18 protein-coding genes are annotated in these 22,545 nt (G+C 68.4%); 5 read left to right on the forward strand and 13 right to left on the reverse strand.

Annotated features, from left to right (window positions below; genetic code table 11):
- Positions 1 to 20 precede the first annotated feature (20 nt).
- Together sucD and sucC are read right to left on the reverse strand one after the other, a co-directional pair.
- Positions 21 to 911, reverse strand: a complete 891-nt coding sequence (gene sucD / locus HOW07_RS05125) for a succinate--CoA ligase subunit alpha (protein WP_064296653.1) — start codon at positions 909 to 911, stop codon at positions 21 to 23.
- A 14-nt stretch (positions 912 to 925) separates the two neighbouring features.
- Entirely contained in the window at positions 926 to 2,089 is a 1,164-nt protein-coding gene (gene sucC, locus HOW07_RS05130; protein WP_175116253.1) for an ADP-forming succinate--CoA ligase subunit beta, read from the reverse strand.
- Positions 2,090 to 2,249: 160 nt separating this feature from the next.
- Between sucC and HOW07_RS05135 the strand changes: the two genes are divergently transcribed.
- Positions 2,250 to 3,050, forward strand: a complete 801-nt coding sequence (locus HOW07_RS05135) for an oxygenase MpaB family protein (RefSeq protein ID WP_175116254.1) — start codon at positions 2,250 to 2,252, stop codon at positions 3,048 to 3,050.
- Positions 3,051 to 3,154: 104 nt separating this feature from the next.
- Positions 3,155 to 4,729 carry a hypothetical protein gene (locus HOW07_RS05140; RefSeq protein WP_175116255.1) on the forward strand — a complete coding sequence of 525 codons (1,575 nt, stop codon included), beginning with the start codon at positions 3,155 to 3,157 and terminating at the stop codon, positions 4,727 to 4,729.
- Here HOW07_RS05140 and HOW07_RS05145 read toward each other — a convergent pair.
- The 3 genes from HOW07_RS05145 to HOW07_RS05155 all read right to left on the reverse strand — a co-directional run bounded on the left by HOW07_RS05145 (position 4,656) and on the right by HOW07_RS05155 (position 9,286).
- Positions 4,656 to 5,654: an SseB family protein gene (locus HOW07_RS05145; RefSeq protein WP_175116256.1), complete on the reverse strand. Its 999-nt coding sequence runs from the start codon at positions 5,652 to 5,654 to the stop codon at positions 4,656 to 4,658. The two genes, HOW07_RS05140 and HOW07_RS05145, sit on opposite strands and share 74 nt — an antisense overlap.
- 73 nt (positions 5,655 to 5,727) lie before the next feature.
- Positions 5,728 to 8,196, reverse strand: a complete 2,469-nt coding sequence (locus HOW07_RS05150; RefSeq protein WP_175116257.1) for an ATP-dependent helicase — start codon at positions 8,194 to 8,196, stop codon at positions 5,728 to 5,730.
- Between the two features lie 13 nt (positions 8,197 to 8,209).
- On the reverse strand, positions 8,210 to 9,286 hold the full coding sequence (locus HOW07_RS05155) for a glycerophosphodiester phosphodiesterase family protein (protein ID WP_175116508.1): 1,077 nt from the start codon (positions 9,284 to 9,286) through the stop codon (positions 8,210 to 8,212).
- Positions 9,287 to 9,480: 194 nt separating this feature from the next.
- Here HOW07_RS05155 and HOW07_RS05160 point away from each other — a divergent pair, with 194 nt between their 5' ends.
- Positions 9,481 to 10,338 (forward strand): Bax inhibitor-1/YccA family protein, encoded by an 858-nt coding sequence (locus HOW07_RS05160; protein WP_071259472.1) that lies wholly within the window; start codon positions 9,481 to 9,483, stop codon positions 10,336 to 10,338.
- Positions 10,339 to 10,609: 271 nt separating this feature from the next.
- Here the strand turns inward: HOW07_RS05160 and guaA are convergent, their stop codons facing one another.
- The 7 genes from guaA to HOW07_RS05195 form a co-directional block, all read right to left on the reverse strand.
- The gene (gene guaA, locus HOW07_RS05165) at positions 10,610 to 12,214 is read right to left on the reverse strand and encodes a glutamine-hydrolyzing GMP synthase (RefSeq protein WP_064296660.1); all 1,605 of its coding nucleotides are present in this window, start codon (positions 12,212 to 12,214) and stop codon (positions 10,610 to 10,612) included.
- On the reverse strand, positions 12,211 to 12,654 hold the full coding sequence (locus HOW07_RS05170) for a DUF3817 domain-containing protein (RefSeq protein WP_056778703.1): 444 nt from the start codon (positions 12,652 to 12,654) through the stop codon (positions 12,211 to 12,213). The genes guaA and HOW07_RS05170 overlap by 4 nt, the downstream gene beginning before the upstream one ends.
- 37 nt (positions 12,655 to 12,691) lie before the next feature.
- Positions 12,692 to 13,468 (reverse strand): SURF1 family protein, encoded by a 777-nt coding sequence (locus tag HOW07_RS05175; RefSeq protein ID WP_175116258.1) that lies wholly within the window; start codon positions 13,466 to 13,468, stop codon positions 12,692 to 12,694.
- A 64-nt stretch (positions 13,469 to 13,532) separates the two neighbouring features.
- Positions 13,533 to 14,909 carry a cation:proton antiporter gene (locus HOW07_RS05180; RefSeq protein ID WP_175116259.1) on the reverse strand — a complete coding sequence of 459 codons (1,377 nt, stop codon included), beginning with the start codon at positions 14,907 to 14,909 and terminating at the stop codon, positions 13,533 to 13,535.
- Between the two features lie 2 nt (positions 14,910 to 14,911).
- Positions 14,912 to 15,439: a cation:proton antiporter regulatory subunit gene (locus tag HOW07_RS05185; protein WP_056008027.1), complete on the reverse strand. Its 528-nt coding sequence runs from the start codon at positions 15,437 to 15,439 to the stop codon at positions 14,912 to 14,914.
- A gap of 109 nt (positions 15,440 to 15,548) precedes the next feature.
- On the reverse strand, positions 15,549 to 17,282 hold the full coding sequence (locus HOW07_RS05190) for a glycerol-3-phosphate dehydrogenase/oxidase (protein ID WP_175116260.1): 1,734 nt from the start codon (positions 17,280 to 17,282) through the stop codon (positions 15,549 to 15,551).
- A gap of 140 nt (positions 17,283 to 17,422) precedes the next feature.
- Complete coding sequence (locus HOW07_RS05195) at positions 17,423 to 18,541, reverse strand: GuaB3 family IMP dehydrogenase-related protein (RefSeq protein WP_175116509.1); 1,119 nt, start codon at positions 18,539 to 18,541, stop codon at positions 17,423 to 17,425.
- 140 nt (positions 18,542 to 18,681) lie between these two features.
- Between HOW07_RS05195 and HOW07_RS05200 the strand changes: the two genes are divergently transcribed.
- A complete protein-coding gene (locus HOW07_RS05200; RefSeq protein ID WP_147427084.1) occupies positions 18,682 to 19,227 on the forward strand; it encodes a hypothetical protein in 546 nt (181 codons plus the stop codon).
- A gap of 279 nt (positions 19,228 to 19,506) precedes the next feature.
- On the opposite strand, the gene guaB is transcribed toward HOW07_RS05200, so the two are convergent.
- Positions 19,507 to 21,009, reverse strand: coding sequence for an IMP dehydrogenase (gene guaB / locus HOW07_RS05205; protein WP_064296666.1), 1,503 nt, complete (start codon positions 21,007 to 21,009; stop codon positions 19,507 to 19,509).
- Between the two features lie 315 nt (positions 21,010 to 21,324).
- Here guaB and HOW07_RS05210 point away from each other — a divergent pair, with 315 nt between their 5' ends.
- Positions 21,325 to 22,542 carry a branched-chain amino acid ABC transporter permease gene (locus HOW07_RS05210; RefSeq protein ID WP_064296746.1) on the forward strand — a complete coding sequence of 406 codons (1,218 nt, stop codon included), beginning with the start codon at positions 21,325 to 21,327 and terminating at the stop codon, positions 22,540 to 22,542.
- The last annotated feature ends 3 nt before the right edge of the window (positions 22,543 to 22,545 follow it).

The raw sequence follows: 22,545 nt of genomic DNA on the forward strand, positions 1-22,545 counted from the left end.
TCGCAGTCGAGCTGCGGGTGTTACAGCGAGGCGATGATCTCACGCATGAGGTCGGCGGTCTCGCTCGGCGTCTTGCCGACCTTGACGCCAGCGGCCTCGAGGGCCTCCTTCTTCGCCTGCGCGGTGCCTGCGGAACCCGAGACGATCGCGCCGGCGTGGCCCATCGTCTTGCCTTCGGGCGCGGTGAAGCCCGCGACGTAGCCGACGACCGGCTTGGTGACGTTCGCCTTGATGAAATCGGCCGCGCGCTCCTCGGCGTCGCCACCGATCTCACCGATCATGACGATGGCCTTGGTCTCGGGGTCGGCCTCGAACGCGGCGAGCGCGTCGATGTGCGTCGTGCCGATGATCGGGTCGCCGCCGATGCCGATCGCCGTCGAGAAACCGATCTCGCGCAGCTCGTACATCATCTGGTACGTGAGGGTGCCCGACTTCGACACGAGGCCGATCGGTCCCTTGCCGGCGATGTTCGCGGGCGTGATGCCGACGAGGGACTCACCAGGCGTGATGATGCCGGGGCAGTTCGGGCCGATGATGCGGGTCTTGGAGCCCTTCGACTGGGCGTAGGCCCAGAACTCGGCGGAGTCGCCCACCGGCACGCCCTCGGTGATGATGACGAGCAGCGGGATCTCGGCGTCGATGGCCTCGATGACCGCGTCCTTGGTGAAGGCCGGGGGCACGAAGGCGATCGACACGTCTGCGCCGGTCTCCTTGATGGCCTCGGCGACCGTGCCGAACACGGGCAGCTCGACGCCACCGTCGTGGGTGACGGTCGTGCCGGCCTTGCGGGCGTTGACGCCGCCGACGACCTGGGTGCCGGCCTTCAGCATGAGCGCCGTGTGCTTGGTGCCCTCGCCTCCGGTGATGCCCTGGACGATGACCTTGGAGTCCTTGTTGAGGAAGATTGACATGCTTGTGCGATCCCTTACTTCGAAGCCAGCTCGGCGGCCTTGTCGGCGCCTTCGTCCATGGTTGCGGCGAGCGTGATGAGCGGGTGCGCGGCGGCGGCGAGGATCTCGCGGCCTTCCGCGACCTTGTTGCCGTCGAGACGGACCACGAGCGGCTTGGTCGCTGCGTCCCCGAGGATCTCGAGCGCCTTCACGATGCCGTTCGCGACCGCGTCGCAGGCGGTGATGCCACCGAAGACGTTGACGAACACGCTCTTCACCTGGGCGTCGCCGAGGATGACGTCGAGGCCGGCTGCCATGACCTCGGCCGAGGCGCCGCCGCCGATGTCGAGGAAGTTGGCCGGCTTCACGCCGCCGTGCTGCTCGCCCGCGTAGGCGACGACGTCGAGCGTGGACATGACGAGCCCAGCGCCGTTGCCGATGATGCCGACCTCGCCGTCGAGCTTGACGTAGTTGAGGTCGTTCTCCTTGGCCTTGAGCTCCAGGGGGTCCTCGGCTGCGGTGTCTTCGAGTTCGGCGTGGTTCGGGTGACGGAAGGCGGCGTTCTCGTCGAGCGAGACCTTGCCGTCGAGGGCGACGATGCGCCCCTCCTCCGTGAGGACGAGCGGGTTGACCTCGACGAGCGTCGCGTCCTCACCCTTGTAGACGTCGTAGAGCTTCACGAAGACGTCGGAGACCTGGTCGACGAGCTCCTCGGGGAAGTTCGCTGCCTTCGCGATCTCGACCGCGGCCGCCTTGTCGACACCGGTGAGCGGGTCCACCTCGATGCGCGCGAGTGCCTCGGGCTTCTCGACCGCGAGCTGCTCGATCTCCATGCCGCCCTCGACGCTCGTGAGCGACAGGTAGGACCGGTTGGCGCGGTCGAGCAGCACCGAGAAGTAGAACTCCTGGGCGATGCGTGCGCCGGCCGCGACCATCACGCGCTTGACGACATGACCCTTGATGTCGAGTCCGAGGATGGACTTCGCCGCCTCGTAGGCCTCGTCGGGGGTCTTGGCGACCTTGACGCCGCCGGCCTTGCCGCGGCCTCCGACCTTCACCTGGGCCTTGACGACGACCACGCCGCCGAGACGCTCGGCCGCGGCCCGCACCTCGTCCGGGGTGTCGGCGATGATGCCGGCGAGGACCGGCACCTCGTACTGCTCGAACAGGTCTCGTGCCTGATACTCGTAAAGATCCACGTGTCATTCCCATCCGCGCTGCGCGCGTTCTGCTGTGATTGTCGTGGCGATTTTCGGCCGCGCGTTATCTCGGCGGCGAGAGAAAAAGGGCCAGTGACGACTCTACCCCCAGCGCTGCGCCGCAACCGGACGTTCGCAGTGAACGACTAAGGTCGGGTCCATGACCGGCATGGCGGACCTCGCTCGCGAGGGCATCCTCGTCGCCGGCGCCGGACGGGCCATCCTGCTCCAGATCGCGGACCCCTCGGTCGCAGCCGGGGTGGCGCGGCACAGCGACTTCGGCTCCCGTCCGCTCGACCGGCTGCACGCCACCCTCACCTTCGTCTACGCGCTCGCCCTTGGCGCGCCGGACGAGCAGCGGAGCGCGGCCCGGCGGGTGAACCACGCCCACGCGCCCGTCCGCGCTCAGCCGGGCGAGGCCGCCCCGGGGTACTCGGCCTTCGACCACGACGCGCAACTCTGGGTCGCGGCCACGCTGTACGACACCGCCGTCCAGGTCTACGAGCTCGTGTTCGGCCCGCTCGACGAGGAGTCGCGGGAGCGCCTGCACCGTGAGTACGCGATCGTGGGGACGAGCCTGCAGCTCCCGCCCGACCGCTGGCCTCCGACCCGGGCCGCGTTCGACGAGTACTTCGCAGCCCGGGTCGCGGGACTGCACGTCACCGCGGAGGCACGCCGCGTCTCGGTCGAGCTCATGACCGCGCGTGCGGCGCCCCTCCCCGTCCGGTGTCTGCTCCCCCTCGTCCGACTCGTGACCGCGGGACTGCTGCCCGACGGATTGCGGAGCGCCTACGGGTTCCGTTTCACACCCCGGCAGCAGCGTCGCTTCGCGCGGCGGGTCGCCGCAGCACGAGCCGTCTGGCCGCGTCTTCCGCACCGATTGCGCGCGGCACCCTCCGCCTGGTACCTCCGGGCGATGCGAGAGCGGAATCGCACGGACGCGGCCCGCCGCCTCGGCTGACGACGTTCCAGGACCGCCCTCCACAGCACACTGGTGGAGCAGTCCCGTCCACATTCGGGTCCTCGCCCGGCTGACCGAGGTACCGCGGTTCGCACGATGGGGGCATGACAACACACCACCTCCCCCAGACCGGCCGCCTGCTCGGCGGCAGACCGCGGATCCTCCGGCTCCTGGCGGCCGTCCCGATCCTGCTGACGCTCGTCCTCGGCATCGTCCTCGGCGGCGCCACCGCGTCCTCCGCCCTGACCGCGACCGGCGCCGCCTACGGCCACCGCGACGCCTCGAACGGCCGCTGGCTCGGCTCGTGGGCCTTCGACGACGGCACGGTCGGGTTCTGCATCAACCTCGACCTCCCGATCCCGCCGGGTCACGCCTACGAGCACGTCGACGGATCATCGCTCGGCTGGTTCACCCCTGAGGACGCCGCCCGTTTGGCCTACCTCTCGCGACACTGGGGTGCCAGCCAGGACGCCGACGAGGCGGCTGCTGGACAGCTCGCCACCTGGATGATCACCGGCCTGAACGGGTGGACACCGGCGCAGATCGCCGCTCGGGCGGGAGCGAGCGCCGACCGCGTGCTCTCACTGGCCCATCAGATGCTCGCCGAGGCCGACGGACCCGGCGGCGCGAGTCGGGGAGCGAGCGCCACCATGTCCATCGAACGCGGCGAGGACGGATTCGACCTCGTCCGAACGGAACTCGCCGTCGACTTCGTCTCCTCCGGCGTCACCACCCTGCCACCGGGTACCCACACCGGGACGGTCACCCTCGACGGTGCGACCTTCGAGGACGGCACGTCCGAGCGGATCGTCGGGAACGGTGAGAGCCTGCGGATCCTGCCGAGCACCGATGCCGCCGTCGTGGCGTTCTCAGCGAACGCCACCTTCGGTGAGCTGCCGTACGGGGCGGGCCTCACGATCGCTCGAAGCGCTGCCAACGTGCAGAGCGTCCTCATCGCCCGCCCGATCACGGTCGCCGCCGGGGCGAGCGCCGACCGAGAGCGCCCCACACCACTCCCCTTCCAGCCGGTCGTCGTCACCACCACCTCGCATGCGACGGCGACACCGGGAACCGAGATCACCGACCGGCTGTCGGTCGGGATCGCGACCGACTCGGGCCTCGCCGCGGAGTGGGGCCTCATCGGACCGGAGGGTGGACCGTACACACCGATCCCGGTGACCGTCCGCAGCCAGCTGCTCGGTCCGTTCGCGGAGCGCCCGGTCGAGGCACCGGAGGTCCCGCTCGGAGCACCGGTGGTCTGCGAGGTCGAGACGCTCGTGGATGCAGGCCCCGGCGAGTACACGACACCGTCCTGCGTCCTTCCCGAGGACGGCTACTACGTCTGGGTCGAACGCATCGAGCCGAGCGACACCCTGCCGGAGAACGGCGGCGCGATGATCCGCCCCTGGCGATCCGCCTTCGGGGTCGCGTCGGAGATCGCACTCGCCTCGACACCGACCGTGCCCGAAGCGCGCCTCGCCGAGACCGGCGCCGACGACCGCTCCCTGCTCACGGCCGGCTCTGCGGCGATCGGGGCGCTCGCGCTCGGCGGCATCCTGCTCGCTCTCCATCGACGGATCACTCCGAGTGGAGCGGGCGCGACGCTCAGCGCACGTCGAGGAGGGGTGCGAGCTGGGCGCGGTCGACGTCCAGCCACGGCGCCGCAGGGTTCACGATGATCCCGGTGATGCCCTCGTCGCTCCGGAGCGCAGCCGCCAGTTCCGCGGCGGTCACGGGATACGCGTCGTCGCCGCGGCCGAGCGCCGCGATCTCGATGGGCGAGGTGAAGACCTCGAGCAGGCGGCGGTCCCCGAGCCGGGTCTCCGCGATGCCGACGGTCTTGCGGTTACCCTCCTCGTCCATCTCTGCTCGTCCCGCCACGAATCCGCCGTGTGCGGCGAGTGCCGCCACCAGCTGCTGGAGGGCATCGGCGTCGCGAGGCTGGGCGAGCGCCTGCTTGGCGAGGTCGTTGTTCCGGCCGTCGCCGAAGAGGCGGACGATGAGCGTCTTCGGGACGACGGCACTCGCCTTCCCGTCGGCGGGGTTCAGCACGATGCCGGCGTAGCCTTCGCCGGCCGCCTGACGCAGCGCCCACACCGCGTCCACCGCGACCCCGGAGACGGGGCCCTCGGCAGTCCGCGTCTTCTCGAGCTCGCGAGGCGAGGTGAAGGCGAGGAGGTAGACGGCGCCCTCCGGGTCGCGGTGGACGCCGAGCGGGACGCGTCCCGCGGCCTTGTCCTCCTCCGAGACACCGTCGAGGCTCGTGGACAGCAGGAGCTTGCCCTGGATGCTCTGGCGCAGGACATGCATCATCGCACGCTCGTCACCGCCTTCGGCCAGGGCCGTGAGCGCCTGGGCGAGGTCGACGTTCGTGTCGGGCTCCCCGGCCGCGGGCGCCGGAGCGGCCGCCGGGGCAGCCGGCACCGATACGGGGGCCTCAGGTGTCCGTGCGGCGGAACTGACCGTCGTGACCGAGATGGGAACGTGCGGAACCGGTTCGGCGACCGCAGGGGTCGTGTCCTCCTCGGTTTCGCGGGCGGAGGTCGCTGCCTCCGCCGCTGCGGATCGGGCATCGGACGCGTTGCGCTTGGAGAACAGAGCCATGATGCCTCAGCCTAGAGGCTTCGCCAGGACTGGGGAACCTGATGCCGCCGGGGACTGCCGACGGGACAGGGGGTCACTCAACCTTCTCGATCGGGGCGATCTTGATCAGCAGCTTCTTGGCTCCCGCCGACTCGAACTGCACGTGGGCGATGCGTTTCGCGCCCTCGCCGGTGACGGCGTTCACCCGCCCCACACCGAAGTCCGCGTGGGAGATGCGGTCGCCGGGGACGAGCTCGAGATCGCCGTTGTCGCGGACCTTCGCCGTGATGCGGTTGGCCCAGGCCGTCTCCGGCTTGCTCGAACCGCCGGAGAACCGGGTGTCGCCCGCGGAGGCTCCTTCCGGGAGCGAGCGGACCGACCAGCGGTCGCTCGTAGGGGCGCGGCGGGCGTTCAGGGCGCGAGACTGGGTTCCACCACGACCGTTGACGTTGCCAGGCGACTGACGCCACTCGATCAGTTCGGCCGGGATCTCCTGCAGATAGCGGCTGGGCATGGCGACGGCCGTCTCGCCGTACTGGGCACGAGTCATCGCCAGCGAGAGGTACAGGCGCTTACGGGCGCGGGTGATGCCGACGTAGAACAGGCGCCGCTCCTCCGCCGGGCCGCCAGGCTCGTTCGCCGACATCCGGTGCGGGAGGAGGTCCTCCTCGATGCCTGTCAGGAAGACCGCATCGTACTCGAGGCCCTTCGCCGTGTGCAGGGTCATGAGCGACACGCTGCCCGTCGCGTCGTCGAGGTCGTCGGCCGCGGCGACGAGCGAGACCTCCGTCAGGAAGTCGACGATGCCGCCGTCGGGGTTGTTCTTGGCGAACTCCTTGGTGACGGCGATGAGCTCGTCGACGTTCTCGGCGCGTGCCTCATCCTGCGGGTCGCGACTGTTGCGCAGCGAGTCGAGGTAGCCGCTCTTCGTCATGAGGAGCGACAGGACGTCGCCGACCGCGGTCGCGGACGCCGTCGGGCGGTCGGCCGCCGCGGCGTCGTCGAGCGCGGCCTGCGCTTCGTCGAGGAGCGCCGACAGCTGCAGGATCGCGCTCGTGACCTTCGGCCCGAGCCCGAGGGCGTCGGCACGCCGCATGGCCTCGCGGAAGGTGACGCCATTGTTCTCGGCGAAGCTCGCGAGTGCCGTCTCCGTCGCCGGTCCGATGCCACGCTTGGGCGTGTTCAGGATGCGCCGCAGCGCCATGATGTCGGCGGGGTTCGCGACCGACACGAGGTAGGCGAGGGCGTCCTTGATCTCGGCGCGTTCGTAGAACTTGGTGCCGCCCATGATCCGGTACGGGAGGGCCGCGCGGATGAAGATCTCCTCGAGCGCACGGGTCTGGGCGTTCGTGCGGTAGAACACCGCGATGTCGCTGTAGGCCGTGCCGGCGTTCCGGAGCTTCTCGATCTCGTCGGCGATGAACTGCGCCTCGTCGTGGCCGGAGTACCCCGTGAAGCCGACGATCTTCTCTCCGTCGCCGACGGCCGTCCAGAGCTTCTTGTCCTTGCGGTCGAAGTTGTTGGAGATGACCGCGTTCGCGGCCGAGAGGATGTTCTGCGTGGAGCGGTAGTTCTGCTCGAGCAGCACCACCTTGGCACCCGGGAAGTCGCGCTCGAACTCGGTGATGTTCCGGATGTCGGCCCCGCGGAACGCGTAGATCGACTGGTCCGAGTCGCCGACGACGGTGAGCGAGGCACCCTCGGTGCGGGTGATGGCGAGCTGATCCGTGCCGGCCTCGGGCGCACGCGTGAGCTCCCGGATGAGCGAGTACTGGGCGTGGTTGGTGTCCTGGTACTCGTCGACGAGGATGTGGCGGAACCGCTGCTGGTACTGCGCGGCGACGTGCGGGAACGCCCGGAAGAGGAACACCGTCTGGCTGATGAGGTCGTCGAAGTCGAAGGCGTTCGCGTCGGCCAGCGCGCGCGTGTACTTCCGGAAGACCTGCAGGAAGACGAGTTCCTGCGGGTCGTTCGTGTTGATCGTGCGGGAGTACGACTCGACGTCCGACAGCTCGTTCTTGAGCTTCGAGATCTTCGCGGAGGTGTTGGACGGCGTGAAGCCGTACGCATCGGCCTCGAGCTCCTTGATGATCCGCTTCAACAGGGCGCGTTGGTCGCCGCTGTCGTAGATCGTGAAGTTCTTGGTGAAACCGAAGTGCTCGGCCTCGCGCCGGAGGATGCGGACGCAGGCGGAGTGGAAGGTGGAGATCCACATGCCCTGCGCGGCCTGGCCGACGAGCGCCTGCACCCGCTCACGCATCTCGGCGGCGGCCTTGTTGGTGAACGTGATCGCCAGGATCTGGCTCGGCCATGCCTCCCGCTGCTCGAGCAGCAGCGCCACGCGGCGGGTGAGCACACTCGTCTTGCCCGATCCGGCACCGGCGACGATGAGCAGGGCCTGGCCCCGGTACTCCACCGCGATCCGTTGCTGTGGGTTGAGCCCCTCCAGCAGCCGACTCCCGCCGGCACGCTCGTCGGAGGACGACTCGGGGACGGTTGCCGTGGGCCAGCCGACGATCACCGGTTGCACGGCGTCGGCGTTCGAAGAAGGAGAGCTCGCCATATCGCCTGCAAGTCTAGGCGCTGCCTCCGACATCGCTCGGCCGAGCACCGCCGTCGCGGTGTTCCGCCCGCTCGCCGGCCGCGGACCGGGCGGCGACACCGAGGTCGGCCTGGTCGACGAAGCAGCCGTCGACCCCCGAGGAGAGCACCAGGACGAACTCCTCGAGCCAGCGACCGACCGCCGCCGGATCGGACCCGTCCCGGAAGGGTGGCGCGAGGAATCGGTTCTCGGGGCGGAGGGTCCAGGTGTAGACGCGCAGGCCCACCGCGTGGGCGCGCTCCACGAGGTCCGTCGGGTGGGCGCCGTCGTCGTCGAGGTCGATGAGCATCGCCTTGTCCACACTGATGGCGTCGACCTCGAGGGCGAGCGCCGCGAGTCCGGCGTCGGTCATCGCGTCGGCGTAGGACGGGGCCGAATCCCCCAGCCTGGCGACGAGGTCGCTCGGCCTGCCGGACCGCTCGATGAGGTACACGAACTCCGCCTGCACCCGACGGGCCTGCAACGCCGTGAGGACCGACTGCTCGAACGACTCGATGATGAGCGGTTCGGCATGGGGATCGGTGCCGAACCCCAGAGCGGCGAGCTCCTCGGCCAGGAGTCGATCGAGTGGGAGTCCGATCGAAGCGAAGTAGTCGGCGTGCTTCACCTCGGCCACGACACCGACGGGTCGTCGGTGCGCTTCGGCCGCGCTGCGTACGACCTCGACGAGGTCGGCGAACCGCAGGATGCCCTCGGTACCGTCGAATCCCGCACTCACCGTCCGCACCTCGGGGATCCGCTCACGTGCGGTCAGGGTCGACAGCTCGGCCCAGGTGAAGTCCTCGGTGAACCATCCGGTCAGCTCGTGGCCGTCGACGCGCTTCGTCGTCCGCCGGTCGGCGAACTCCGCCCGGGCGGCGACGTCGGTCGTCCCGGAGATCTCGTTCTCGTGTCGGACCACGAGGACGCCGTCCTTCGACGCGACGAGATCGGGCTCGACGGCGTCCGCACCCAGCGCGACGGCCAAGCGGTAAGAGGACTCGGTGTGCTCGGGGCGGTAACCGGGAGCCCCGCGGTGTCCGATGACGAGCGGGTTGGGCAGGGAGTCGATGCGCACGCCATCAGCCTAGGACGACGCTCCGGCATGCGCGCAGGGTGCCGGCTGTCAGCCCGCCGCGAACATCGCCGCCCGTTCGGGGTTTTCCACGCGCGACCCGGCTGATTCAAAGGGAACTCGGATACTCTGGGTGTCAGCAGCGCCGCTTGGCGCGACACAGCCTCCACGACTGAGAGTAGGAATCAGCCATGGCCCTCGACAATCCCGCGTTCTCGAAGAACCCGGCATTCGCGAAGCAGGGAGGCGGGACGCTGCAGGCAGCTCAAGCAGCGAACCCCTCGCTGACCGCCGAACAGCTCCGCAAGATGTACGAGCAGCCCACCGCACCGGCGGGCGTCGGCACCGCCGACCGCATGACGATCGAGAACACGCTCGTCAAGACGCTCGGCTCGTTCGCCGTCCTCGTCGTGTTCGCCGTCGTCTCCTGGATGTGGACGACCTCCCTCCTGCAGGCAGGCAGCGGCTACGCCCTCCCCATGATCATCGGCATGATCGGTGGTCTCGGTCTCGGGCTCGTCAACTCCTTCAAGAAGGAGCCGGTCCCGGCGCTCATCCTCGGGTACGCCGTCTTCCAGGGACTCTTCGTCGGCGGCATCTCGCGCGTCTTCGAGGCGAACCCGGCCTGGTCAGGCGTCGTCGTCCAGGCGGTCCTCGCGACCCTCGCCGTCGTGGGCGTGACCCTCGCGCTCTTCGCGAGCGGCAAGGTCCGCGCCTCCAAGAAGCTGACGAAGGTCTTCCTCGTCGCCATCATCGGCTACGGCGTCTTCCAGCTCCTCAACCTCGTGCTCATGTTCACGGGCGTCCTGAACAACCCGTTCGGCCTCTACGGCGCGACGATCTTCGGCATCCCGCTCGGGATCGTCATCGGCATCTTCGCGGTGCTGATGGGCGCGTACTCGCTGGTGCTCGACTTCGACTTCATCCAGCGCGGCGTGCAGAACCGCGCACCCGCCAAGTACGGCTGGACCGGCGCCTTCGGCATCATGGTCACGGTCATCTGGATCTACGTCGAGATCCTGCGTCTGCTGGCCATCTCCCGCAACTAGCAGCGCACGCACTGCAAGGCCCGTCCCGTTCGCGGGGCGGGCCTTCGTCGTTCGAGGAACCGGCCGGTCGCGCTACTGCCCTTCGACAGGCTCAGGGACCGAACCCCTCGCACCGGGCACCATCCCCGGTCCCTGAGCCACCCACCCCGGTCCCTGAGCCACCCCCACCCGGTCCCTGAGCCACCCACCCGGTCCCTGAGCCTGTCGAAGGGCGCGGACGACGGAAGGCCGCCCCGCGAACGGGACGGCCTTCCGATGCTTCAGGGAGCGATCACTCCCACTCGATGGTCCCCGGTGGCTTCGACGTGACGTCGAGCACGACGCGGTTGACGTCCTTCACCTCGTTGGTGATGCGGTTGCTGATGCGCGCGAGGACGTCGTACGGCAGGCGGGTCCAGTCGGCGGTCATGGCGTCTTCAGACGACACCGGTCGCAGCACGATCGGGTGACCGTAGGTGCGGCCGTCGCCCTGCACGCCCACGGAACGGACGTCCGCCAGCAGGACCACGGGGCACTGCCAGATCTCCTGGTCGAGCCCGGCCGCGGTCAGTTCCTCGCGGACGATCGCGTCGGCGTCGCGGAGGAGGTCGAGACGCTCGGCCGTGACCTCACCGACGATGCGGATACCGAGTCCGGGACCGGGGAACGGCTGACGGCCGACGATCTCCTCCGGGAGGCCCAGCTCGCGGCCGATCGCCCGGACCTCGTCCTTGAACAGGGTGCGCAGGGGCTCGACGAGTTCGAACTGGAGGTCTTCCGGCAGGCCGCCGACGTTGTGGTGGCTCTTGATGTTGGCCGTGCCGGATCCGCCTCCGGACTCGACGACGTCGGGGTACAGCGTGCCCTGGACGAGGAAGCGGATGGGCTCGCCTTCGCTCTGGGCCTCCTTGACGAGGTCGATCTCGGCCTGTTCGAAGGACCGGATGAATTCGCGGCCGATGATCTTGCGCTTCTGCTCCGGGTCGCTGACGCCGGCGAGCGCCGTCAGGAACTGCTCGCGCGCGTCGACCGTGACCAGCCGGACGCCGGTCGAGGCGACGAAGTCCTCCTCGACCTGGCGCCGCTCGTCCTTCCGGAGCAGGCCGTGGTCGACGAAGATGCAGACGAGCTGGTCGCCGACGGCCTTGTGCACGAGCGCCGCGGCGACGGCCGAGTCGACACCGCCGGAGAGCCCGCAGATGACCTTGGCGTCGCCCACCTGGGAGCGGATGCGGTCGACCTGTTCGGCGATGACGTTGCCGCTGTTCCAGTCGGCCGGGATGCCCGCCGCCCTGTGGAGGAAGTTCTCGAGCACCTGCTGGCCGTACGCGGAGTGCTTGACCTCGGGGTGCCACTGGACGCCGTAGAGGCCGCGTTCCGCGTTCGCGAAGGCGGCGACCGGAGTCGAGGCGGTCGAGGCGAGGACCTCGAAGCCCTCGGGGGCCTTGGAGACGGAGTCGCCGTGGCTCATCCAGACGTTCTGCTCGGTCGGGACGCCGTGCAGGAGGGTGCCCGGGACGTCGACGACGCTGGTCGCGTCGGTGGCGCCGTACTCCCGGAGACCGGTGTGCGCGACCTCTCCGCCGAGCTGCTTGGCCATGACCTGGAAGCCGTAGCAGATGCCGAAGGTCGGGACGCCGAGCTCGAGGATGCCCTCGTCGAGCGACGGAGCGCCCGGCTCGTACACGCTGGACGGGCCGCCGGACAGGACGATCCCGACGGGGTTCTTGGCGGCGACCTCGGCGGCGGACACGGTGTGCGGCACGATCTCGGAGTACACGCCGGCTTCGCGGACGCGACGCGCGATCAGCTGCGCGTACTGCGCACCGAAGTCGACGACGAGGACCGGTCGGGCGGCGGTCTGCTCCGCTGCGGCGGCGGGGGCGGTTTCACTCACTGCATGGACTCCACGGGTTCGGCGGCCGCTGCTGCTTCGCGGCCGGAGAGGTAGCCCTTCACTTCCCGCGGGATGCGGCTCTCGAAGAAGAAGGACAGGAACGGGATGATGCCGCCGAGCGCGAGCCAGAGCAGACGCAGGACGTTCCACCGCATGAGGCTCCAGAGCCGGAACGCGGCGAACAGGTACACGACGTAGAACCAGCCGTGGATGATGAGGATGCCCGTGCTCAGGTTGACCGCGGTGGCGGTGCCGGAGGGCACGAAGGCGAGGAAGCCGTAGGCTCCGCCGAGTTCGAGCTCGAGGCCGAACGCGTACTTCATGAGCATCTCGGCGCAGAGCGACAGGAGCAGCACACCGGTGATGGGGGCGGCCACCTGGTAGAACTTCAGCGCGCCTCGGATCGCGGGAAACGTCGACGGTTTCGGCTGGAGGGGCATGCCCCCATCCTACCCGCGGCCGCCAAGCGACCGGACATCACGGACGGAGCGCTGCGGCCTCCTCCTCGGCGTCCTCGAGCTCCTCGATCTCGCGCTCCCAGGCGTCCTTGGCGAGCCGGAACCACAGGAACACGGCGAAGCACGCGAAGACGACCCACTCGGCCGCATAGAAGATGTTCAACCAGTTGAGCTGGATCTCCTGGCTGGGCGCGGGTGACGAGATGGGCTCGAGTCCGTCGACGGCCACGTCGTCCACGACGAACGCACTGAACACCCGCAGGCCGTCGGCGTCGTTCCAGCGGTTCAGCAGTGCGGCGACCGACATGTTGTCGAGGTCGGTCGGTGCGGCGTCCGCTGCCGGTTCCTCCGGGCCCTCCGGCGGGTTCAGACGCCCCTCGAGCTCCACGGCACCGGTGGGGGCGTCCGCGTTCAACGTCGCCGCGACACGGTCGGCGGTCTCGCGATCCTTCGTCCACCCGAGCGCGACGGCGAGACCGGCCTGGTCCGGGCGGTCGGTCGCGAGGTGGCCCGTCACCCAGTACCCGAGCGTGCCGTCGTTCACCCGGTTGCCCACCACGAGGTAGTCCTCCGGCACCCAGGTGCCCGAGACGCTCACCCGTTGTCCGGCGTCCGCCTCTCGGATGCCGACGCCCGGTTCGAGGACGTCCGCGAGCGGCCGGACCGACTCGGTCTCGGTCGGCACCACCTGCCCGGATTCGATGGCGCGGGCGAGCTGCCACTGCCCGAGCGCGGCGAACGCGCCCGCGACGGCGAGACAGAGGACGAGGACGCCGATCCACCGGGGACGCAGCATGACGGAGCGGAGCGTCGGACGGACCAGTCCGTGGTGGTCGGGGCCTGGTGCCGACGGGGCGGTGCTAGTAATCGGGCTCTCGCTTTCGTGCCGGTGGTTCCTGGTCGTTCATCGCCTGTTCGACGAGTCGGTCGATGGCCGCCTGATCGGTGTCGACGTCCGTCGTGCCCTGGTCGTCGCCCGCACCCTCGACGAGCGCGATGGCCTCCTGCGCCGTCGTGTCCACCTGCTCCACTCGGCGCGCCTTCCGGCGACGCGGACGCAGGATGACGGCGCCGATCTGCTCGGACCGGCCGGCGACGATCGGGCCCATCACAGCCATGATGAGCACGTAGAGCCCGGCGAACGGTTGGATGAGCGGGTTGAGCCCTGCGCTCAGCGAGAGCGTCGCGAGGATGAGGGCGAATTCGCCGCGATTCTGCAGGATGACCGCGGCGTTGATCCCCGCTTGCGGTCCGAGTCCGTTGAGCCAGGCGACGAACTGACCGGCCAGGACGTTGAGGACCACCGTCATGAGGACAGCGAGGAGGACCGGGACGAGGACGCTGCCGAACTTCGTCGCGTCGAGCGCGAGGCCGAAGTTCAAGAAGAAGAACGCACCGAACACGTCGCGGAGCGGGATCGCGATCTGCTCGATCTTGTTGCGGAACCGGGTGGCCCCGAGGACCAGCCCGATGAGGAAGGCGCCGATCGCGTCGGTGACCCCGAGGAGCTCGCCGATACCGCCGAACGCGACCGCGAGGCCGAAGAACAGGATCGTGAAGAGCTCGTCGTCCTTCGTGCGGAACAACCGCGACACGAATCGGCCGCCGAAGCGCGCGATCGCGAACATCACGAGGATGAACGTGAACGCGATCGCGAGCTTGCCGATGACCGGCCACACCTCGGTCTCGCCGCTCAGGACCACACCGACGATGGCGAGGTAGATGGCGATGAAGATGTCCTCCACCACGGTGACGCCCAGGATCATCGGCGTCTCGTCGTTCGTCAGCCGTTTGAGCTCGATGAGGAGCTTCGTGACGATCGCGCTCGAGCTCGTCGCCGTGATGCCGGCGATGATGAGCGCCTCTCGCGTGCCCCACCCGACCAGGAACCCGAACACCAGCCCGGCGGCCATGTTGACGAGGATGTAGGAGCCACCGGACACGATGAGCTTCCCGGCGTTGCCGAAGAACTCGTCCTGATCGAACTCCAGACCGAGGTTGAACAGCAGGAGCACGAGGCCGAAGACGGCGATGAGTTCGATCTGCGCGCTGGCGAAGTCGAGCGGGAACCAGCCCGTGTACGGACTCGCGAGCAGACCGACGAGCATGTAGACGGGGATCGACGGGAGGCCGATCAGCTTGCCGAGGCGGCCGAGGATGTAGGCGATGACGAACAGGACGCCGAGGATGAGCAGATCCTGGCCGAGGTGGGGGTTTTCGGTCGCGGCGTGCAGCATGCCTACCCTCCGGGCGGAGCGTCGACGGCGACCTTCTTGACGGCGCCCGAACGGAAGTAGGCGAAGGCCTTGGCGACCTTCTCGGGACTGCCCGCGACGACGAGGGTGTCTCCCGGGAAGACCCGGAAGTCCGCCGCAGGAGCCGGGTTGGCGGAGTCGCCGCGCACGACGGCGACGACGGTCAGCCCGACCATGCCTTTCTCGGCGGGGTTGCCGAGCGGCTGCCCGGCGATGTGGTCTTCGTAGTCGACGGTGAACCAGTCGATGCTGAGGCCGGGGATCTGGTCGAGCGCGCTGAGCGACTCGGTGATCTGTGTGCCACCGAGGAGTTCGGCCAGCGTGTGCGCCTCGTCCTCGTTGAGCCGGAGCGACACCTTGCCGGCATCGGCACCGTCTTCGTGGTCGGCGAAGGTGATGAGGTCGCTGTGGCCGGACCGGTGGGCGATGACGCCGACCTTGCCGCCGTCGTCCGTGACGAAGGTGTGGAGCACACCGACCCCGGGAAGTTTGACCCGCCGAACATCCACCATGGCTGTACTCCTCAGGCTTGTTGTGGCAGTCCTCCTAGTCTATCCGCCACACCCGGCCCGCCCGCCCGAGGCGCCCGCAGCCGTTCCGCTGCGGGCGATCACCGCCGGTTCAGGCCCCAGGGACGATGTCCGGTGCCTCCAGGCGCACGCGGTCCGCCGCTTCGTCGTTCGGCTGCTCCTGCGACGCCCGCTCCGCAGCGACGCGCTCGAGGTAGTAGGAGACCTCCTTCTCGATGCGCTCCTCGTCCCACCCGAGGACCCCACCCATGAGCTTCGCCGCGACCGGGGCCGCCGAGACGCCGCGGTCCCAGGCCTCGATGGAGATCCGCGTCCGACGGGCGAGGACGTCGTCGAGATGGAGGGCGCCCTCGTGGGAGGCCGCGTAGACGACCTCCGCCCCGATGTAGTCGTCCGCTCCCGGCAGTGCTTCGGCGAGCGTCGGGTCGTCCTTGATGAGGTCGAGCAGCTCGTCCGTCAGGACGCCGTAGCGGTTCAGCAGGTGCTCGATGCGGGCCGTGTGCACCCCGAAGGCCCGCGCGATCTTGCCCCGCTTGTTCCACGCCGCCTGGTACCCCTCGGCCCCGAGGAGTGCGATGTTCTCCGTCGCGCTCGCCGGGATCTTGCCGTCGAGGGCGTCCACCGCGGCGTCGATCGCGTCCTTCGCCATGACCCGGTACGTGGTCCACTTGCCACCGGCGATGACCACCAGTCCGGGGACGGAGTGCGCGACCAGGTGCTCGCGTGACAACTTCGACGTCTGCTCCGACTCGCCGGCCAGCAGCGGACGGAGGCCGGCGTAGACGCCCTCGACGTCCTCACGGGTGAGCGGGACGGCGAGGATCTTGTTGACGTGCTCGAGCAGGTAGTCGATGTCCGCCGCCGTCGCCGCCGGATGCGCCTTGTCGAGGTGCCAGTCCGTGTCGGTCGTGCCGATGAGCCAGTGTCGGCCCCACGGGATGACGAAGAGGACGCTCTTCTCCGTGCGCAGCAGGAGCCCCATGTTCGATTGGAATCGGTCGCGCGGCACGACGAGGTGGATACCCTTCGACGCGCGGACTTTGAACTGGCCCCGCTCCCCCACCATCGACTGCGTGTCGTCGGTCCACACGCCGGTCGCGTTGACGACCTGCTTGGCGCGGATCTCGAAGCGCTCGTCGGTCTGCAGGTCGTGCGCCTTGACGCCCACGACGCGCTGACCGACCTTGATGAAGCCCTCGACCCGCACGCGGCTCGCGACGTGCGCACCGTAGGCCGACGCCGTCCGCGCGAGGGATGAGACGTACCGGGCGTCGTCGACCTGGGCGTCGTAGTAGGTGAGTCCGCCCACGAACGCGTCCGACTTGAGACTCGGGATCGAGGTCAGGACCTGACGCTTGGACAGGTGCCGGTGGTGCGGGACGCCGGGCGGACGGCCGCCGGTCCAGCTGAAGAGGTCGTAGAGCAGCATGCCGGCGCCGATGTAGAGGCGCTCGAAGACCGGCTTGTTGAGCGGGTACAGGAACCGGACCGGCTTCACGAGGTGCGGCGCGATGCGCTGCAGCAGCAACCCGCGCTCGATGAGCGCTTCTCGGACGAGCCGGAAGTCGAGTTGTTCGAGATACCGGATACCGCCGTGCACGAGCTTCGAGGACCGGCTCGAGGTGCCGCTCGCCCAGTCGCGCGCCTCGAGCAGACCGGTGCTGAGACCGCGCGTGACGGCGTCGAGCGCTGCACCGGTGCCCACGATGCCACCACCGACGACGAGGATGTCGAGCTCTTTCGACTTCAACGCTTCGATCGCGGCGTCGCGCTCCTCCATCCCCAGCTTGGTGGAACGTGACACGTTGTTGTGGGTGGTGGCCATCGTCGAACTCCGCTCGCTGGAACCGCCCTCGCGATGATCCTGCCGGAGGCAGGTGCTCGTCCACGAGGCTCTGCCTCAGAGGCTAGTCGGCGCGATGCGACCCGACAACCGCTTGCGGAAGCGGCTCGCTTCCGGCAGGGCTAGGCGCTCTGGTACGGCGCGACGACGACCTCGACCCGCTGGAACTCCTTGAGGTCGGAGTAGCCGGTGGTGGCCATCGAGCGACGGAGCGCGCCGATGAGGTTGGCCGTGCCGTCCGACTTCGGCGACGGGCCGTAGAGGATCTCCTCGAGCGTCGCGACGGTCCCCACCTCGACACGGCGTCCGCGCGGCAGGTGCAGGTGGTGCGCCTCGGCACCCCAGTGCCAGCCACCGCCGGGTGCATCCGTTGCGCGGGCGAGTGCGGTGCCGAGCATGACGGCGTCGGCCCCCATCGCGACGGCCTTGACGATGTCGCCCGAGGTCCCGAGACCGCCGTCGGCGATGACGTGCACGTAGCGGCCGCCGGACTCGTCGAGGTAGTCGCGACGCGCACCGGCGACGTCGGCCACGGCGGTCGCCATCGGGGCATGGATGCCGAGCGAGGCCCGCGTGGTGGAGGCGGCGCCGCCACCGAAGCCGACGAGGACGCCGGCCGCACCGGTCCGCATGAGGTGCAGGGCCGCGGTGTAGGTGGCCGCGCCACCGACGATCACGGGGACGTCGAGTTCGTAGATGAACTTCTTGAGGTTGAGTGGCTCCTGGTTCTTGGAGACGTGCTCCGCCGACACGGTGGTTCCGCGGATGACGAAGAGGTCGACACCTGCGGCGACGACGGTCTCGTAGAGCTCCTGCGTGCGCTGCGGCGAGAGGGCTGCGGCGACGGTGACTCCAGCCGCGCGGATCTCGGCGAGCCGGGCCGTGACGAGTTCGGGCTTGATGGGCTCCGAGTAGATCTCCTGCATGCGCGCGGTCGCGCGGCCGACCGGCAACGACCGGATCTCGGCGAGCAGCGGCTCAGGGTCTTCGTACCGCGTCCAGAGGCCCTCGAGGTCGAGGACGCCGACGCCGCCGAGCTGGCCCATCATGATCGCGGTCGTCGGCGAGACGACGGAGTCCATCGGTGCCGCGAGCACCGGGATCTCGAACTGGTAGGCGTCGATCGACCAGGACACCGAGACGTCCTGTGGGTCGCGGGTCCGCCGCGACGGGACGACGGCGATGTCGTCGAACGCGTAGGCGCGCCGTGCGCGCTTTGACCGGCCGATCTCAATATCCATGCTCACCGCACCAGCCTACCGGTCGCCTGGTGGACGAATACCGGATCTCGCCGAAACTCTGGACGTTTGATTCAGAAATATCTATATTAACGACCAGGTTCGCACCGCGGCGCACCAACCAGAGAAGGGGATACCAAGTCATGCTCACCACTTCACGGGCCTTCAGTCTCGGAACAATCCTGGCGGTCGTCATCGCTCTCGCTGCCCCGGCAACAGCCAACGCTGCTCCTCCACCTGTTACCGCGACGCCCCTGAGCACAGCAGCTCAGCCCGAGATCACTCCCGAACAGCTTCGACTGGCCGTCGAGGAGTTGAAGGCAGCACAAGTCCCGTTCACCACGCAGCAGGTAGGCGAGGACACGATTGAGACTTTCGTATTCGAGAACGGGTTCAGCTTCTCGGTGGGACAAGGCCCTGCCGACACGCGTCTCGGCGGAGGGCAGGACTCCGGTGGAATCTATGTCCTGTTCAATGCCTTCGACCAAGGTCTCATCATCGGTGGAGGCGCGATGGCCCTTCAAGGAGCGTTGTGCCTCCTCCCAGGGGTCGGCGCCGCGCTGTGCGTCGTCTTCGGAGCCATCCTCTTGGTCGCATCCACCGCTCTCGCGACGAACGGCATCTGCCAAGGAGGACGAGAGATGAAGATCTACATCGGCGGCAACCAAGGTCGCTGCGTCTACGTATGAGCCCTGAGACCCACAACGTTCCTCCTAAACGACCTCTACGCGTCCGCCAATCAGTCCTTGCCAGCACCATTGTCGGGATCGTCATCTGTGGCACGACGGCGGTCCGTTTGGGGTTCGGCCTCGATGGCTATCTGCTATACGCCCTGTGGATCGGAGGCTTCGCCCTGGTCATGTGGGTGACGCTAACCGCTCTGAACAAACGTCGGATGCGCTGACCACACCTACGCCGACGGTCCGGCAGGCGGAAGCCTGCCGGACCGTCGGCGTTCGTGCGGGTGCCTACTTGCGGTAGTTCGGCGCCTCGACGACGATCTGCACGTCGTGCGGGTGCGACTCCTTGAGGCCCGCGGAGGTGATGCGGACGAACTTGCCCTTGGCCTTCAGCTCGCCGATGTTGCGCGCGCCCACGTAGAACATGGACTGACGCAGGCCTCCGATGAGCTGGTACGCGACGGCCGACACCGGGCCACGGTAGGGCACCTGGCCCTCGATGCCCTCGGGGATCAGCTTGTCGTCGCTCGGGACGTCGGCCTGGAAGTAGCGGTCCTTCGAGTACGAGGTCTTCTCGCCACGCGTCTGCATGGCTCCGAGCGATCCCATGCCGCGGTAGTTCTTGAACTGCTTGCCACCCACGAACACGAGGTCGCCGGGGCTCTCGTCGGTGCCGGCGAGGAGCGAGCCGAGCATCACGGTGTCCGCTCCAGCGACGAGTGCCTTGGCGATGTCGCCCGAGTACTGCAGACCGCCGTCGGCGATGACCGGGACGTTCGCCTCGCGCGCCGCGAGCGACGCCTCGTAGACCGCGGTGACCTGCGGGACACCGACACCCGCGACGACGCGCGTGGTGCAGATGGAACCAGGACCGACGCCGACCTTGATCGCGTCCGCGCCGGCCTCGATGAGCGCCTGCGCGCCGGAGCGGGTCGCGACGTTGCCGCCGATGACGTCGACACCGGCGAACGCCGGGTCGGCCTTGAGCTTGCGGATGATGTCGAGCACACCGGCGCTCTCACCGTTGGCCGTGTCGACCACGATGACGTCGACACCGGCGTCGAGCAGCTGGCCCGCACGGGACCAGGCGTCGCCGAAGAAGCCGATGGCCGCACCGACCCGCAGACGACCGGTGTCGTCCTTCGTGGCCAGCGGGTACTTCTCGCTCTTGTCGAAGTCCTTGACGGTGATGAGGCCCTTGAGCTTGCCTGCCTCGTCGATGAGGGGCAGCTTCTCGATGCGGTGCTGCGCGAGGAGCGCCATCACCGCGTTGCGGTCGGTGCCGACGGGAGCGGTCACGAGACCGGTGCTCGTCATGACCTCGCTGACGCGGGTCGTGGCCTTCTCGAACGGCGACACGAAGCGCATGTCGCGGTTCGTGATGATGCCGACGAGCACACCCTTGTCGTCGACGACCGGGAGGCCCGAGATGCGGAACTGGCCGCACAGCTCGTCGACCTCGGCGACGGTGGCGTCGGCCGTGGTGGTGATCGGGTTCGTGATCATGCCCGACTCGCTCCGCTTCACGCGGTCGACCTGTTCGGCCTGGTCGGAGATCGACAGGTTGCGGTGGAGGATGCCGATGCCGCCCTCGCGAGCCATCGCGATCGCCATGCGGGCCTCGGTCACGGTGTCCATCGCGCTCGACAGCAGCGGCGTGTTCACGGTGATCCGCTTCGTCAGGCGGGACGAGGTCTCCGCCTCGCTCGGGATGACGTCGGTGTGCCCGGGCAGCAGCAGCACATCGTCATACGTGAGTCCTACGAATCCGAACGGATCAGGCTGGTCCATTTATCCCTCTCATAGCCACGAACACACCGGAGAAACGCAGACCTGCCGGTATCACCATCGTAACCGAGCAGGGCCTACCCCTATTCCACGATCCCGACAAATCGATGCGGAGAAATACGCATGGGCGAAACATGTAGGCAATAATCAGGTTCTATCGTCGAACAGCGTTGTCCGACGCAGGAGAACGGTCCACGGAAGTGGCCCGGCACTGGAGGTGCAGTGAAGTTCGCTGGAACGACCCGAAACCCGAGACTGGCACGGAGATTCGTGCTCCTCATCGCCCTGTTGTTCGGGGCCATCACCCTCACGTCCGTCATGAGCGCCGTCCCGGCTCATGCTGACGAGGTGGGCGAGGAGTACGACTTCTACTTCGCTGGGAACGTCAAGTACGACGACAAACCACTCGAAGGCGTGAACATCACGGTCGACGGCAACGGCTACAAGGCCGATGTCGACACCGACGCCGACGGCAAGTGGAAGATCGGCGTCCCCGAGAAAGGTACGTACAAGGTAACGCTCGACGAGGAGACCCTCCCGAAGGGCGTCATCGTCGCCGAGGGCGGCTCGACCATCGAGGCCGAGTTCGGTCTCACCCAATCGAAGTCAGTGAACTTCTTCCTCGGCGAGGGCGTCCGCGTCACCGTCAGCTTCTGGGACCAACTCGCCGAACGACTCGTCAACGGCCTGAACTTCGGCCTCATGCTGGCCCTCGCGGCCATCGGAGCCTCCCTCGTGTTCGGCACCACCGGACTCAGCAACTTCGCCCACGCGGAGATGGTGACCTTCGGCGCGATCATGGCGCTCGTGTTCGGGGTGTTCCTGCAGTGGCCGATCTGGCTGGCCATCATCATCGCCCTCGCCCTGAGCGCCGCGTTCGGCTTCGCGCTCGACGCGGGCATCTGGAGACCTTTGAGACGCAAGGGCGTCGGCATCGTGCAGGTCATGATCGTCTCGATCGGCCTGTCGCTGGCGCTCCGCTACGTGTTCCTCTACTTCATCGGCGGCGGGACGTTCCAGCTGCCCGGTTCCGGAGAGGAGAACATCAAGCTGTTCGGCACGGTTTCGCTCAGCGTCACCGACATGATCAGCATGGCGGTCAGCGTCGTGGTACTCCTCGGCGTGGCCTGGTGGCTCATCAAGACGAAGACCGGCAAGGCGACACGAGCCATCTCGGACAACCCGAGCCTCGCCGCGGCCAGCGGCATCGACGTCGACCGAGTGGTCCGCATCGTCTGGATCCTCGCAGCGACCCTCGCGGGTCTCTCCGGCATCCTGTGGGCGTACTTCCGACCGGGCATCAAGTGGGACATGGGAGCGCAGCTGCTCCTGCTCATCTTCGCGGCCATCACCCTCGGCGGGCTCGGAACCGCCTTCGGCGCCATGGTCGGCGCCCTCATCATCGGCATCCTCGTCGAGGTCTCGACGCTCTGGATCCCGTCTGACATCAAGTACGTCGGCGCCCTCGTGGTGCTCATCGCGGTGCTCCTCGTGAGACCGCAGGGCATCCTCGGACGTCGCGAGAGAATCGGTTAGGGG

The sequence above is a fragment of the Plantibacter sp. MCCC 1A11337 genome, from assembly GCF_013349365.1.
Classification (GTDB): Bacteria; Actinomycetota; Actinomycetes; order Actinomycetales; family Microbacteriaceae; genus Plantibacter; species Plantibacter flavus_A.